This window comes from Pseudomonas aeruginosa (assembly GCF_001457615.1).
GTDB lineage: Bacteria > Pseudomonadota > Gammaproteobacteria > Pseudomonadales > Pseudomonadaceae > Pseudomonas > Pseudomonas aeruginosa.
In genome coordinates this window covers 1,914,979-1,929,151 of record NZ_LN831024.1, presented here as the reverse complement: position 1 = coordinate 1,929,151, position 14,173 = coordinate 1,914,979, and the positions used below count along the sequence as shown (strand labels likewise).

Here is a 14,173-nt window from a genome sequence, read left to right as displayed (position 1 = left end):
TTCCCTTCCCTCTTCCCGTCCGGAACTTCCCATTCTTTTTGCATATTTTTCCCACTGAGTGGGAAAGTGGTTTCATTTTCCGGGAAATCGCCTTCACCCTGTGGGTCAAGGAGTTCCCATGTCGAAGCATTCCCCCACCGATCGCCTGCTGCAGATCCTCATTGCCCTCGGCCAGGCTCCCGAAGCCCTGTCTGCCAAGGAGCTGTCGCTGACCCTGGAGCAGCCGCTGAGCAGCACCTACCGGCACCTGAAGACCCTGTTGCGCTGGGGCCTGGCCGAAGAACAGGCCGGCCAGGGCCGCTACCTGCCCGGCCCGGCCTGCCTGCAACTGGCGAAGAAATTCGATCGCGAGGCCTCGCTGATCGGTCTCGCCAAACCGGAACTCAAGCGCCTGGCCGACCTGAGCCAGGAGAGCGTGGCGCTGATGGTGGCCAGCAACCAGCAGGCGATCTGCCTGGAACTGTTCGACAGTCCGCAGCCGCTGCGCTGCTGCTACCAGAAAGGGCTGGCGCAGCCGCTGTTGCATGGCGCCTCGGCCAAAGCCCTGCTGGCGCACCTGGAGGACGAACGGCGCGAGGAGCTGTACCTCGCCCAGGAACTCTCCGCCGAGCGTATCGACAAGCTGGAGCAGGAACTCCGGCTGATCCGCGAACAGGGCTACGCCGTCAGCCAGGGCGAGATCGACGAAGGCGTCTGGGGCATCAGCGTACCGCTGCTGGACAGCCGCCAGCGCCTGCACGGCGCCCTCAGCCTGATGGCCCCCGCCTTGCGCGCCCAGTCGCGCAGCGAACGCTTGCGGCAATGGACCCTCGACGCCGCCGCGCGACTTTCCGCGCGGCTGGACTGACCGACAGGAGTTTCGATGTACCCCGCCCCCGACATGAGCCTCTGGCAAGGCCGGATCGATAGCCAGGAAGGCGCCGACGCGCGGCGCTGGCACCAATGGATGCGTCCCTACGCAGACGACGCCGAAGCGGCCAGCGTGCTGCTCGGTTTCGCCAGCGACGAAGGCGTGCGCCGCAACCAGGGTCGCCAGGGCGCGCGCCACGGACCGCCAGCCTTGCGTCGCGCGCTGGCCAACCTGGCCTGGCACGGCGAGCAAGCGATCTACGACGCCGGCGACATAGTCGCCGGCGACGATCTGGAAGCCGCCCAGGAATGCTACGCGCAACGCGTCGCCGACCTGCTCGCGCGCGGCCACCGGGTGGTCGGACTGGGCGGCGGCCACGAAATCGCCTACGCCAGCTTCGCCGGCCTCGCCCGCCACTTGAGTCGGCATGAGCGCCTGCCGCGCATCGGTATCCTCAATTTCGACGCGCATTTCGACCTGCGCCACGCCGAACGGGCCAGCTCCGGCACGCCGTTCCGCCAGATCGCCGAACTCTGCCAGGCCAGCGACTGGCCGTTCGCCTACTGCTGCCTGGGCATCAGCCGCCTGAGCAACACCGCGGCGCTGTTCGACCAGGCCCAGCGCCTGGGTGTGCGCTACCTGCTGGACCGTCAGTTGCAGCCGTGGAACCTGGAACGCAGCGAAGCCTTCCTCGACGGCTTCCTGCAATCCGTCGACCACCTCTACCTGACCGTTTGCCTCGACGTACTCCCGGCCGCCCAGGCGCCCGGCGTCAGCGCGCCCTCGGCGCACGGCGTGGAGATGCCGGTGGTGGAGCACCTGGTCCGCCGCGCCAAGGCCAGCGGCAAGCTGCGCCTGGCCGACATCGCCGAACTCAACCCGCAACTCGATAGCGACCAGCGCACCGCCCGGATCGCCGCGCGCCTGGTCGACAGCCTGGTCAACTGATCGCCCTTTCGCCCACACAACAACAATAGAGCCACGCCATGCCGACATTGCACCTGGACGCCCTGTCCACCACCGCCCTCGCCCTGCTCCTGCTCGCCCTCGGCAGCCAATTGAAGAAGCGCAGCCGCTGGCTGACACGTCTGTGCGTACCGTCGCCGGTGATCGCCGGCTTCGGCTTCGCCTTCCTGGTCTGGCTGCTCAGGGATCGCGGCAGGCTCGACATCGGCCTCGACACCAGCCTGCAGACGCCCCTGATGGTGGCGTTCTTCACCACCGTCGGCCTCGGTGGCAGCCTCGGCCTGCTGCGCAAGGGCGGCAAGACCCTGCTGGTCTACCTGTCGGCCTGCTGGGCGCTGGCGATACTGCAGAACCTGATCGGCGTCGGCAGCGCCGGACTGCTCGGCCTCGACCCGTTGCTCGGGATCATGGCCGGCGCGGTGTCGCTGGAAGGCGGCTTCGGCGCGGCGGCGGCCTTCGGCCCGGTTGCGGAAGGGCTCGGCGCCCAGGGCGCGACCACCGTGGCGCTGGCCTCGGCCACCTTCGGCATGGTCGCTGGCGGGCTGCTCGGCAGCCCGGTGGCGCGCTGGCTGATCGAACGCAACCGCCTGCCGGTGCAGGCGGAAAGCGACAATCGGCTGGAAGCCCTCGGCCAGCAGGAGCGACGCCAGCATGCGGCGGCCACGCTGGACGGCAATCTCCTGCTGCGCCTGCTGACCTGCGTGCTGCTGGTGATGGTGCTCGGCTTCTGGCTCGGCGACGCGCTCGAGGAACGCCTGGGCCTGGTGCTGCCCAGTTATGTCGGGGCGATGTTCATCGCCATCGTCCTGCGCAACCTCGACGACCGTCTCGGCTGGCTGCGCATTCCGGACCACGCCGTCGGCACCCTGGGCGACGTCTGCCTGGGCATCTTCCTGACCATGGCGATGATGAGCCTGAAGTTCTGGGAGCTGGAGAACCTCGGCCTGCCGCTGCTCGGCGTACTGTTCATCCAGGTCGCGGTGCTGTTGCTACTGACGATCTTCGTGCTGTTCCGCCTGCTCGGCCGCAACTACGACGCCGCGGTGCTCTGCGCCGGCTTCCTCGGCCACGGCCTGGGCGCCACGCCCAACGCGGTGGCCAACATGGGCGCGGTCTGCGAGCACTATCGGGTGTTCTCGCACAAGGCCTTCATCATCGTGCCCCTGTGCGGCGCGGTACTGATCGATCTCGTCGCCATCCCGGCGATCACCTGGTTCATCAACGCCTTCAGTTGAACCATGGCGGCGCTCCGCTAGCGGAGCGCCAGCTTTCCGACGAGCGCCTCGGCCACTTGCCAGCAAAACGCCATTATTCCGTCGAAATCTCTCCGAAATTCCTACAGAATGTGGAAACCATTCCTAGGAAAACCTGTCTGTGCCTCTGATTTCTCCGTTCTTCAGTTGGCTGGCACGAAACTCGCCTTAGCCCTACTGTCGCCGTCTTTCGCGCCAGAGGTTCCGCGCATGGCTCCTCCCAAGCAGTCCAATACCATCGATTTCGACGCCGCCAAGCAGAAGCGCGGCCCCCAGCCCGGCGGCAACGCCAGCGGGCCGCGCGCCAGCAACCTGACGGAGTTGCGCCAGCAACTGACCCTACAGTTGCAGAGCAGCCTGGAGGCGGAGCGGATTCTCGGCCTGTTCTTCGAGGAAGTCCGCCAACTGATCCCGCTGGATGCCCTTGGCTACCGCCATCCGGGCTCCGACCTGCGCCTGGAGTTCGGCAGCAGCGCCAAGCATTCGGTGAGCTATCGCCTGAGCCATGACAGCGACTACCTCGGCGAACTGATCTTCCGTCGCCGCCAGCGCCTCGGCGAAGACGAACAACGGCAACTGGAGAGCCTGCTCGGCACCCTGCTGTTCCCGCTGCGCAACGCCCTGCTCTATCGCGCCGCGATCCAGACCGCCCTGCGCGACGCCCTGACCGGCACCGGCAACCGCATCGCCATGGACCAGGCGCTCGGCCGCGAACTGGAACTGGCCCGGCGCAACCTGCAACCGCTCTCGGTGCTGATGCTCGATATCGACCACTTCAAGCGGGTCAACGACCACTACGGTCACGCCGTCGGCGACGAAGCCCTCAAGGCCGTGGCGGAAACCATCAAGGACCACCTGCGCAATGTCGACATGGTGTTCCGCTTCGGCGGCGAGGAATTCCTCGTCCTGCTGTCCAGCACGCCACTGCAGGCTGCCTGCATGGTCGGCGAACGCCTGCGCCAGGCGGTGGAGGAACTGGACTACCGGCACGCCGGCGAACCGCTGAAGCTGTCGATCAGCCTCGGTTGCGCCGACCTGCGACCCGGCGAAGGCAGCGACGACCTGCTGCGACGGGTCGACGAGGCGCTCTACGAAGCCAAGCGCGACGGCCGCAACCGCCTGCGCTGCGCCTGAGGCTTGCCGGCTCGCACACCCCGAAGCGCGGAGCGGGCGCATCGGGCGACGGCAGTAGCAACGGCTCTCACCGGCGCAGTCACGGTTTCCGCCAAGGTCCTGCCTCTTATGGCTGCGCCGGCTCGTCCGGGCCGCCATAGGCCTGGCGCAAGCGGACGCGCTTCTCCAGCAGCCAGCCGCTGGTTTCCTTGCCGTCTCGAGCCACGTACATGACGTTCAGCCACTCGCCGCTCGGCTTGTAGACAGTGATGAAGTCGCCGGGAATCACGAAGACCCCGGTGACACAGTCGGCACGCGGCGCGCTGTGGAAATAGGCGCGCCCCTTGTCGATCACCTCGCCCTCCAGCGGCGGACGGAAGTTGTCCTCGGGGCCGGCCGTCGCCTCGCCAAGGCTTGCGCAGCTCTGCGCCGGCATCGCCGCATCCGCGGCCAGCCCGGCGACGCTCCATAGCATGCAGAGCGCGATAGCCAGGATCCTGTGCATTTCACCACCTCCTTGTGTGCGAGCGACCATTAGACACCGATTCCCAGGCATGAAAAAGGCCCCCGAAGGGGCCTTTCCAGGGCGCTTTCCGCTCAGCGGCGGAAGCCCGGACGCATACCGTCGCCGGCCGGTTTCGGCCGCCGCTTGACCTGCGGCTTGCGGGCCGCCGGCTTGTCGCCCGGCGCGCTGGCCGGACGCTCGTCGCGCGGCTTGCTCGGGCGCGGCTTGCGGTTGCTCTCGCGGGGCCGCTCGGCAACCGGAGTGCCCTGCTCGCGCCCCTTGCGCTCGGCGCTCGGCTGCGGACCGCGCGCGGGACGCGAAGCCGGCGCGCGACGAGCGGCATTTTCGCCGTCCTCGCGCCGCGGCGCACGCTTGCGCCCGGCTTCCGGACGCTCGCTGCGCGCCAGCGGACGGGCCTGCTTGCGCTGCTGGCGTTCGGCCTTCTCGCGCGCCTTGGTGGTCATGCCCGGCAGGGCCACCGGCTTGAGGCCGACTTCCTCGCTGAGGATGTCGATCTCGCGCTGGTCCATTTCGCGGTAGCGGCCCATGGTCAGCTCGGAGGTCAGGAACACCGGGCCGAAACGCACCCGCTTGAGGCGGCTGACCACCAACCCCTGGGATTCCCACAACCGGCGCACCTCGCGGTTGCGGCCCTCCATCACTACGCAGTGGTACCAGTGGTTGAAGCCTTCGCCGCCCGGCGCCTGCTGGATATCGCTGAACTTGGCCGGGCCGTCCTCGAGCATCACGCCGTTGAGCAGGCGCTCGATCATCTCTTCGGTGACCTCGCCGCGCACCCGTACCGCGTATTCACGGTCCATCTCATAGGAAGGATGCATCAGGCGGTTGGCCAGTTCGCCATCGGTGGTGAACAGCAGCAAGCCGGTGGTATTGATGTCCAGGCGACCGACATTGATCCAGCGACCGGTGCGCAGGCGCGGCAGGCGGTCGAAGATGGTCGGGCGGCCTTCCGGATCGTCGCGGGTGCAGACCTCGCCTTCCGGCTTGTTGTAGATCAGCACGCGACGGACACTCTCGGCGGCCTCTTCGCGACGGATCAGGTGGCCATCGACGGTGATCGCATCGTGGCTGTCGACCCGCTGGCCGAGGCTGGCCACGCTGCCATTGACGTTGACCCGGCCTTCGGCGATCCACACTTCTACGTCGCGCCGGGAACCGACGCCGAGACGGGCGAGGACTTTCTGCAATTTTTCCCCGACCGGTACGTGGGGATTCTCTGGGGTATCGTTCATCTGGGCACCTCCCGGTGTGGCTGGCAACGAATCGAAGGGCGCGCATCATACGCGCTTCGTCAGGACAAAGCACCGTCCCCGGGCGGAAACCCGGACAATCCCGCTAGACTAGGCCGGGTTCACCCACCCCGCCACCCGGAGGCCCCGGTGCACGACATCCCTCCCTTCAGCGGCGCCAAGCTGGCGCTGTTCCATGGCGACCACCTGGTCGTCTACAAACGCGACGAAAAACCCGGCATTCCCTTCCCCGGCTACTGGGACTTTCCCGGCGGCGGCCGTGAGGGCCTGGAGACGCCTGCCGAATGCGCCCTGCGCGAACTCGAGGAAGAGTTCTCCATCCGCCTGGAAGAACCTCGTATCGAATGGCAGCGACAGTATCCGAGCACCAGCGGCAGCGCGCCCTTCGCCTACTTCCTGGTGGCGCGCCTGGAGGACCGCGAGTTCGAGGCCATCCGCTTCGGCGACGAAGGACAATACTGGCGATTGATGGAGGTGGACGCCTACCTCGCGCATGCCATGGCCGTACCCTACCTGCAGAGCCGGCTCGGCGACTATCTGCGGGAACGCCGGCGCATCGGCGAATAACGCCGATGACGTTAGCCGTTCCATGCCCCGGATAATCCGGACGGCATAAAAAAACCCGGCCGAAGCCGGGCATGCCCAGGCGGGCAGTCTCAGTGTCTGCGGTGCTCGGCGAAGCGCTCCAGGGCTTCGCGGCTGAGGCGCTCGACCTGGGCCCAGTCGCCGCGGTCGACCACGGCCTTGGGCAGCATCCAGGTGCCGCCGACGCACATCACGTTGGGTACCGCCAGGTAGTCGGCGAGATTGTTCAGGCTGACGCCTCCGGTGGGGCAGAAGCGGATATCGGGGAATGGTCCCGAGAACGCCTTCAGCGCCGCCGGGCCGCCGCTGACTTCGGCGGGAAACAGCTTGAAGCGGCGGTAGCCATGGCGGTAGGCGAGCATGATCTCGGAAGCGCTGGCCACGCCGGGCAACAGCGGGACTTCGCTGTCCAGGGCGAAGCGCAGCAACTCGTCGGTGCAACCCGGGGTGACCACGAAGCTCGCCCCGGCCTTTTCCGCAGCGGCGAAGGTCCGCGGGTCGAGCACGGTGCCGGCGCCGATGCGCAGGTGCGGGCGCTCCTCGCTGAGGCGCCGGATGGCGGTCAGCCCGTGCGCCGTGCGCAGGGTGATCTCCAGGGCGGTCAGGCCGCCGGCGGCGAGGGCATCGGCCATCGGCAGGATGTCCGCCTCGCGGTCGATGGTGATCACCGGGAGGATGCGCGCCTCCCGGCACAGCGTGTCGATGCGGGCGGTCTTCTGTTCAAGGTTGTGCATGGCTACAGCTCCGCCACTCAGGGGTACCAATGGATCGTCAGCGGCGCGCGGAGGAAGGCGCGAACCGGCATCCGCCGTTCGTCCTCGACCGCCAGCGCGGCGTTCAGGGTGGCCAGCTTGGACTGGCCCTGGATCGCCAGCAGCTGCACCTTCGCCGCCGCCAGCACGGCGCGCGGTAGGGTCAGGCGCTGGTGCGGCACGCTCGGCGCCCACATCGGCAGGCAACGGCGCGTGCCCTGGGGATCCATCGCCAGGTCCAGGCCAGGGCTGTTCGGGAACAGCGAGGCGGTATGGCCGTCGTCGCCCATGCCGAGGACCAGCACGTCGATCGGCAACGGCAGCTCGTGCAGGTGGTGGTCGGCCAGCTCGGCCGCTTCCTCCAGGCTCGCCGCCGGCTGGTAGAGGCCGATGAAGCGCGCCTTCGCCGCCTCGCCACGGAGCAGGTGGCGGCGAACCAGGCCGGCGTTGCTATCGGCATGGGACTCCGGCACCCAGCGCTCGTCGGCCAGGCTGAGGGTGATCCGCGACCAGTCCAGCGGCTCCTCGCTCAAGGCTTCGAGGAAGGCCACCGGACTGCGCCCACCGGACACCACCAGCAGCGCCTGGCCCTGCTCGGCCAGCGCCGAGCGCAACCGGCCGGCGACCTCGGCGGCCAGGCCGCGGGCCTGCTCGGCGGCGCTGCCCCAGACCTGCAGGCCGACGCCGGCCGGCAGCTTCAACTCAGAAATCGCCATACCAACTCCTCCCATCGCGGGCCACCAGGGCCACCGAGGCCACCGGCCCCCAACTCCCCGCCGGATACGGCTTGGGCGCTTCGCTCAGGCGTTCCCAGCCAGCGATCAGCTGGTCGCACCACTTCCAGGCGAACTCCACCTCGTCCTTGCGCACGAACAGGTACTGGTTGCCCTGGGTGACCTCCAGCAGCAGACGCTCATAGGCATCGGGAATCCGCGCCGCGTGGTAGGTCTCGGAAAAACTCAGTTGCAGCGGGCCGGTACGCAATTGCATGCCCTTGCCCAGGCCCTGGTCCTTGGTCATCACTTGCAGGGAGATACCTTCGTCCGGCTGCAGGCGGATGATCAGCCGGTTGCTGATCAGCGAACGCTGCTCGGGAGCGAAGATGTAGTGCGGCGGCTCCTTGAAGTGGATGACGATCTGCGACAGCTTCTGCGGCATGCGCTTGCCGGTGCGCAGGTAGAACGGCACGCCCGACCAGCGCCAGTTGCGGATATCCACGCGCAGGGCGACGAAGGTTTCCGCGTCGCTGTCGCGATTCGCATGTTCCTCCTCCAGGTAGCCCGGCACTGCCTTGCCGTCGCTGAAACCGGCGGTGTACTGCCCACGCACCACGCGCGAAGCCAGTTGTTCTGCGGGAATCGGCTCGAGGGCGCGGAGGACCTTGACCTTCTCGTCGCGAATGCTGTCCGCCGAAAGGTCGCTGGGCGGATCCATGGCGATCAGGCAGAGCAGTTGCAGCAGGTGGTTCTGCACCATGTCGCGCAGTTGCCCGGCCTGGTCGAAGTAGCCCCAGCGGCCTTCGATGCCGACCTTCTCGGCCACGGTGATCTCCACGTGGGAGATGTGGTTCTGGTTCCACTGGGTCTCGAAGAGGCTGTTGGCGAAGCGCAGGGCGATCAGGTTCTGCACCGTCTCCTTGCCCAGGTAATGGTCGATCCGGTAGATGCGGCTTTCCGGGAAGAACCGGGCGACTGCCTCGTTGACCTCGCGGGACGACTCCAGGTCATGACCGATGGGCTTCTCCAGCACCACCCGGGTGCGCTCGGCGAGACCGGCGGCGGCGAGGTTCTCGCAGATGCCGCCGAACACCGAGGCCGGCGTGGCGAAGTAGGCGACCAGCGGCAGTTCGTCATCCACCGCCTCGCGCAAGCCGACATAGGCCTGCGGGTCGAGGAAGTCCATGCTCAGGTAGTCGAGGCGTTCGCGGAAACGCTGCCAGACCGCGTCGTCCCACTCCTTCGCCGGCACTGCCAGGCGCAGGCGCTGCTCCAGCGTCGCCAGGTGTTCGGCGGCAGCGCCTTCGTCACGGGCCAGGGCCAGGACGCGGGTATCGCGGTGCAGCAGGTTCTCACGATCGAGTTGGTAGAGCGCCGGGAACAGCTTGCGCAAGGCGAGATCGCCCAGCGCACCGAACAGCGCTAACGTGCAAGGCAGAACGCGGACATCAGGCATTTGTTGTTACCAACCAAATATTGAGTGATATTGAGCCATCCACTGCGCAATTAAGACAAATATGTAGTAATTAAACAACATATTTTTCCCAGCCCGCCACGCTGTTGGTCGCATGGCGGCCTGACGTTAGGATAGGCGCCGCCGCCGGCCCTTCCCCGCCGGGCCGACAGAACACGAGGAACCCGGATGAAAAACCTGCTGGAGCAGATCAAGAGCCGCCTGGACGAACTGAACAAGGCGGAGCGCAAAGTCGCCGAGGTCATCCTGCAGAACCCGCAGCAGGCCACCCGCTTCAGCATCGCCGCCCTGGCCCAGGCGGCAGCGGTCAGCGAACCGACGGTGAACCGCTTCTGTCGCTCCTTCGGCATGAGCGGCTATCCGGAACTGAAGATCCAGCTGGCCCAGAGCCTGGCCAGCGGCGCTGCCTTCGTAACCCAGGCGGTAGCCGAGGACGACGGGCCGGAAGCCTATACGCGGAAGATCTTCAGCAACACCATCGCCTCCCTCGACAGCGCCCACAAGTTGCTTGACCCACGCGTCATCGACCGCGCCGTGGACCTGTTGATCCAGGCCCGGCAGATCCACTTCTTCGGTCTTGGCGCCTCGGCCTCGGTAGCGCTCGACGCGCAGCACAAGTTCTTCCGCTTCAACCTGGCGGTGAGCGCCCAGGCCGACGTGCTGATGCAACGGATGATCGCCTCGGTGGCGCATACCGGCGACCTGTTCGTGGTGATTTCCTATACCGGACGCACCCGCGAGCTGGTGGAGGTGGCGCACCTGGCGCGGGAGAACGGCGCCTCGGTGCTCGGCCTGACCGCCGCCGGCTCGCCGCTGGCCAGGGCCAGCACCCTGTGCCTGGACATCCCGTTGCCGGAAGACACCGACATCTACATGCCGATGACTTCGCGGATCGTCCAGCTCACCGTGCTCGACGTACTGGCCACCGGAGTGACCCTGCGCCGCGGCGTGGACTTCCAGCCGCACCTGCGGCGGATCAAGGAAAGCCTGGTGCCAACCCGCTATCCCCTCGACGAGGACAACTGACCGCCCGCCTATTGCAGGCCGGCGGCGAGATTCAGGCGCATGCGTTCGCCGGGCGCCAGGATCAGCCCGCCCGGGCGGTAGCCAGCGGCGCCGATACAGAGGAAGCGTTCCGCTTCGCCCGGCTCGACCTGCTCCACCGGGCGGCTGCCGGGGTGCCAGATCACGCTGCCGGCGCTGACGTTCTTGTCGATCCGCAAGCGGCGGTTCCAGCCGCCGTCCTCCAGCACCAGCGATCCGGGATGGTAGAGCACCTGCTTGACCGCGCCGCGCGGTATCCAGGTTCCCGGAATCCGCGAAGCGCCGCGCTGGCCGCGAGCCGACTCCAGCTCCATGCCGTGCACCACCACCCGGCTCAGCGCGCCGACCCGCCAGTAGGGCTGCAGGGCGAAGCTGAACAGGCAATCGTCGTCTTCCTCATGGTAGCTGCACAGCTCCAGCTCCAGGCGCTGGCCAAGGCGCGCATCGAGGCGCACGTGCCAGTCCTCCAGGTCCAGTTGCCAGCTCACCACCACCTTGCTTTCGTCGGCGTAGGCATCCAGCAGGCGCCATTCGCGTTGCCGCGCCCAGCCCTGCTGCGGCCATTCGCTGCCGTTCGGATGGCTGCCGAACCACGGCCAGCAGACCGGGATGCCGCCGCGCACCGGCGCGCTGCTGAGGGCCGGCCATTCGCTGGCGCACCACAGCAACGGGCGTTCGCCCTGCGGCTGGAAATGCAGGAGCTGCGCCCCTTGCCGACTGAATACGGCCTGGCACAGCGGATGGTCGATCAACAGCAGATCGCGACGTTGGAAGCGTACCCAGTCGAACGGTCGCTTGGCCCGCATGGAATGAAAGAAACGCTGCAGCGGATGCTCAAGCATGTCCGATTGTCCTACCCTCTCCCCTTCCCGGAAAGCCCGGGCGTGCATCCGTGTAGTTTTACTACATTTCGCACGCAAGCCCCAAATGATCGGCACAGGAAAAGCGTAGTCGGTTTGTAACAGGCAGCCGGGAAGAGCGGTCGCCGGAAAAAAACGGCCCGCCCGAAACGCTCGGGCGGGTCCAGGCACAACACCGGAGCAGGCAACGCGACGATCAGAACACCGTCTGGATCTTGATCCCCGCCACCAGCGCGTTGTCGACCTCGTCGACCCCGCCCGGCTGCTTGATGTATTGCAGGTTCGGCCGCACCGTCAGCCAGTCGGTCACATGCACCCCGTAGTACAGCTCGGCGTTGTACTCGGTGTCCTGCAGCGGCTGGTACAGCGGGTTGTCGTAGTCGTCGATGCCGTTCACCTGGTTCACCAGGCGCTGGCGCTTCTTCACATCGTCGTTGACATGGATGCGCGCGATGCCCAGGCCGATGTCGTCCTTCGGCCGCGCGTCGAACGGCCCCTTGTAGACCACCCCGAGCTGCTGGTAGTTGTCCACCACGTTGGTCGCCTTGTCGTGGACCGTCAGGTTGGCGAACAGGCTCAACCCGCGCGAGGCATCGCCGTTGTGCGAAGTGACCTGCTGCTGCGCCACCACCCACCAGCCATGCTTGCTGCCGCGCGACTTGAAGTCGTTGCCGGTCAGCCCCTGCGGCTGGCCGTCGACGTCGTCGTAGACGTCATCGGCCTTCGCCGTGCTGTAGTAGTAACCCAGCCGGTACTCGCCCGGCAGTTGCTCGGCGCCGACCTTCGGCTGCCAGATCAGCTCCACCGGCAGCAGCGCGCCCTTGGTCCCGCTGCCGCTCATCTTGAAGCCGTTGCCGGTCTCCAGGTTCGACGGGTTCTGCTCGTAGGCGCCGACCTGCACGTACCAGTCCGGCGCGAAGTTGTACTTCACCCGCAACGCCCACTGGCTGACCGGCCAGTTGTACCAGATGCTCCCCGCCCAGTTGCCCACCTGCGAGCCGCAGAAGGCCAGGTTCTGGAAATCGCAGGGGAAGCTGTTGAAGTCCTCGCCCTCGCCGAAACGGCCGAATTTCACGTCCAGCGCGCCGTCGAAGTACTGCTGCTTGAGCCATAGCTGGGTCAGCCGCCAGGTCTGCCCGCGGCCCCAGACCTCCTGCACCGAGCTGATGTGCCCGGCACGCGGGTCGCCGATGCGGTCGTTGGAAAGGTTCTTGCCGTTGCGCTCGGTGACGGTGAACTGGAACTCGGTAGCCTTCCAGCCGAGGATCTTCTCCAGGTCCATGTGCACGCCCAGGGCGAACTGGTCGGTGTAGCGTCCTGTCTTGTCGTCGTCATAGCCGCCGTCGAGGTTGGCCGCCGCCTCGCCGACGTACTCCAGCTTGAAGTCGTAGCCCTTCTCCAGCAGCTCGGTGCGCTTGCCGCCCCAGTCGCCGAGCATCCATTTCGAGTTCGGGGAGAACGCCTCGGCGGCGTGCGCCGCGCTCCCCAAGCCCAGCGCTCCAAGGGCAAACAGGCAGCCAACGGTCCTGGCGGCCGGTCTGGTTTTCTTGTTCTTGTACATTTCCAGCGTCCTCGTGGTTGTGGTCTAGGCAGTACGAAAGGATTCAGGAGTTCTTCTGGCGATTGCCGTTCAAGGCGGTGACCTTCTCCGCCACCACGCCCGCCGTGCGCACGGCCACGCGCTCGCCGCTCTGCGCGTCGAACAGCAGGACCCGCGCGGGATCGAAGCGCAGGCTCATGCCGCTGCCCGCGGCCGGCGCGACGTCCGGCGCCAGGCGGCAACAGACCTTGACCTGGTTGACGGTGACGAAGACCAGGGTGTCCGGCCCGGTCGGTTCGAGCACCTCGACCTCGGTACGCAGGTCATGGGCAGCGCTGCCATCGCCCAGGGCGATCTGCTCCGGTCGTACGCCGAGGATCAGCTCGCGCCCCTCCTCCAGGCCGGGCTCCAGGCTCAGCGGCAGTTCGATACGGTCCTGGCCGCTATCGAGCAGGCCGGTCCAGCGTCCGTCCCGGCGCTGCAGGCGCAACGGAATGAAATTCATCGGCGGCGAACCGATGAAGCTGGCGACGAACAGGTTGGCCGGGTCGTTGTAGATCTGCTGCGGCGTGCCGAACTGCTGGATGACGCCGTCCTTCATCACCGCCACCTTGTCGCCGAGGGTCATGGCCTCGATCTGGTCGTGGGTGACATACACGGTCGTGGTCTTCAGCCGCTGGTGCATCAGCTTCAGCTCGGTGCGCATTTCCACCCGCAGCTTGGCATCGAGGTTGGACAGCGGCTCGTCGAACAGGTAGACCTTGGGCCGCCGCGCCAGCGCCCGGCCCATGGCCACCCGCTGCTGCTGGCCGCCGGAGAGCTGCGAGGGCTTGCGTTCGAGCAGGTGCTCGATCTGCAACAGCCGGGCCACCCGCGCCACCTCCTCGTCGATGGCGGCCTGGGGCATCTTGCGGATCTTCAGGCCGAAGGCGATGTTCTCGCGCACGCTCATGGTCGGGTACAGGGCGTAGGACTGGAAGACCATGGCGATGTCGCGGTCCTTGGGGCTCATGCCGCTGATGTCCTGGCCGTCCACCAGGATCGCACCGCCGGTGATGCTCTCCAGCCCGGCGATGCAGTTCATCAGGGTCGACTTGCCGCAACCCGAGGGCCCGACGAGGATCAGGAATTCGCCGGAGTCGATCTTCAGCCGGATGTCCCTGAGGGTATCCGCCAGGCCGCTGCCGTAGCTCTTGTGCAGGTTGCGCAGTTCGAGGGTTGCCATGTTTCGTTCGTCTCCGGGG

The 14,173-nt window shown here is 67.0% G+C and carries 14 protein-coding genes; 6 read left to right on the top strand and 8 right to left on the bottom strand.

What is annotated here, in order from left to right:
- Positions 1-118 precede the first annotated feature (118 nt).
- The 4 genes from AT700_RS08960 (at position 119) to AT700_RS08945 (ending at position 4,203) form a co-directional block, all read left to right on the top strand.
- Positions 119-847 (top strand): IclR family transcriptional regulator, encoded by a 729-nt coding sequence (locus tag AT700_RS08960; protein ID WP_003091454.1) that lies wholly within the window; start codon positions 119-121, stop codon positions 845-847.
- A 15-nt stretch (positions 848-862) separates the two neighbouring features.
- A complete protein-coding gene (hutG, locus tag AT700_RS08955; protein WP_003122244.1) occupies positions 863-1,798 on the top strand; it encodes a formimidoylglutamase in 936 nt (311 codons plus the stop codon).
- Between the two features lie 38 nt (positions 1,799-1,836).
- Positions 1,837-3,051: a sodium/glutamate symporter gene (gene gltS / locus AT700_RS08950; protein WP_047689853.1), complete on the top strand. Its 1,215-nt coding sequence runs from the start codon at positions 1,837-1,839 to the stop codon at positions 3,049-3,051.
- Positions 3,052-3,279: 228 nt separating this feature from the next.
- Positions 3,280-4,203, top strand: a complete 924-nt coding sequence (locus AT700_RS08945; protein WP_003105929.1) for a GGDEF domain-containing protein — start codon at positions 3,280-3,282, stop codon at positions 4,201-4,203.
- 106 nt (positions 4,204-4,309) lie between these two features.
- On the opposite strand, the gene AT700_RS08940 is transcribed toward AT700_RS08945, so the two are convergent.
- Both AT700_RS08940 and rluB read right to left on the bottom strand, forming a co-directional pair.
- Positions 4,310-4,687 carry a hypothetical protein gene (locus AT700_RS08940; protein WP_003116415.1) on the bottom strand — a complete coding sequence of 126 codons (378 nt, stop codon included), beginning with the start codon at positions 4,685-4,687 and terminating at the stop codon, positions 4,310-4,312.
- A gap of 92 nt (positions 4,688-4,779) precedes the next feature.
- The gene (gene rluB, locus AT700_RS08935; RefSeq protein WP_003113439.1) at positions 4,780-5,940 is read right to left on the bottom strand and encodes a 23S rRNA pseudouridine(2605) synthase RluB; all 1,161 of its coding nucleotides are present in this window, start codon (positions 5,938-5,940) and stop codon (positions 4,780-4,782) included.
- A 147-nt stretch (positions 5,941-6,087) separates the two neighbouring features.
- Between rluB and AT700_RS08930 the strand changes: the two genes are divergently transcribed.
- The gene (locus tag AT700_RS08930) at positions 6,088-6,525 is read left to right on the top strand and encodes an NUDIX hydrolase (RefSeq protein WP_003452789.1); all 438 of its coding nucleotides are present in this window, start codon (positions 6,088-6,090) and stop codon (positions 6,523-6,525) included.
- An 89-nt stretch (positions 6,526-6,614) separates the two neighbouring features.
- Here the strand turns inward: AT700_RS08930 and AT700_RS08925 are convergent, their stop codons facing one another.
- The 3 genes from AT700_RS08925 to zwf are packed head-to-tail and all read right to left on the bottom strand — an operon-like array spanning position 6,615 to position 9,467.
- Entirely contained in the window at positions 6,615-7,277 is a 663-nt protein-coding gene (locus AT700_RS08925; RefSeq protein WP_003113440.1) for a bifunctional 4-hydroxy-2-oxoglutarate aldolase/2-dehydro-3-deoxy-phosphogluconate aldolase, read from the bottom strand.
- Between the two features lie 17 nt (positions 7,278-7,294).
- A complete protein-coding gene (pgl, locus tag AT700_RS08920) occupies positions 7,295-8,011 on the bottom strand; it encodes a 6-phosphogluconolactonase (RefSeq protein ID WP_003107678.1) in 717 nt (238 codons plus the stop codon).
- Positions 7,998-9,467, bottom strand: coding sequence for a glucose-6-phosphate dehydrogenase (zwf, locus tag AT700_RS08915; protein ID WP_003116414.1), 1,470 nt, complete (start codon positions 9,465-9,467; stop codon positions 7,998-8,000). Before zwf ends, pgl begins: the two co-directional genes overlap by 14 nt.
- Before the next feature lie 186 nt (positions 9,468-9,653).
- On the opposite strand from zwf, the gene AT700_RS08910 reads away from it, so the two are divergent.
- Positions 9,654-10,511, top strand: a complete 858-nt coding sequence (locus tag AT700_RS08910) for a MurR/RpiR family transcriptional regulator (protein ID WP_048520918.1) — start codon at positions 9,654-9,656, stop codon at positions 10,509-10,511.
- Positions 10,512-10,519: 8 nt separating this feature from the next.
- On the opposite strand, the gene AT700_RS08905 is transcribed toward AT700_RS08910, so the two are convergent.
- From AT700_RS08905 to AT700_RS08895, 3 genes are all read right to left on the bottom strand, one after another.
- Positions 10,520-11,371, bottom strand: a complete 852-nt coding sequence (locus AT700_RS08905; RefSeq protein ID WP_003113443.1) for a D-hexose-6-phosphate mutarotase — start codon at positions 11,369-11,371, stop codon at positions 10,520-10,522.
- Between the two features lie 214 nt (positions 11,372-11,585).
- Positions 11,586-12,950 carry a carbohydrate porin OprB gene (oprB, locus tag AT700_RS08900; RefSeq protein ID WP_003116413.1) on the bottom strand — a complete coding sequence of 455 codons (1,365 nt, stop codon included), beginning with the start codon at positions 12,948-12,950 and terminating at the stop codon, positions 11,586-11,588.
- Positions 12,951-12,993: 43 nt separating this feature from the next.
- Positions 12,994-14,154: an ABC transporter ATP-binding protein gene (locus tag AT700_RS08895; RefSeq protein ID WP_003119710.1), complete on the bottom strand. Its 1,161-nt coding sequence runs from the start codon at positions 14,152-14,154 to the stop codon at positions 12,994-12,996.
- Positions 14,155-14,173 lie beyond the last annotated feature (19 nt).